Raw genomic sequence first — 249 nt, forward strand, 5'->3', positions numbered from 1 at the left:
CTGCAGATGGTGCGCACCATCCCGCACCTGGCGCTGGTGCCGCTGATGATCGCCTGGTTCGGCATCGGCGAGGAGCCCAAGATCCTGCTCGTGGCGCTGGGCACCTTCTTCCCCATCTACCTGAACACGGTGACCGGCATCCGCGGAGTCGACCCCAAGCTGCTGCAGCTCGGCCGCTCCTACGGACTGGGACGGTGGCGCCTGGTGCGCGACATCGCCGTCCCCGGGGCGATGCCCACCATCCTCTCC

Annotated in this window: 1 protein-coding gene; it reads left to right on the forward strand. The window is 68.7% G+C overall.

Going from position 1 to position 249, the window contains the following annotated elements; all coding sequences use genetic code 11:
* Nucleotides 1–249 (forward strand): ABC transporter permease (locus J0695_RS42520; RefSeq protein WP_206970124.1); only part of this gene is annotated, 249 nt, incomplete at both ends.

The organism is Streptomyces beijiangensis, from assembly GCF_017315755.1.
Classification (GTDB): Bacteria; Actinomycetota; Actinomycetes; order Streptomycetales; family Streptomycetaceae; genus Streptomyces; species Streptomyces beijiangensis.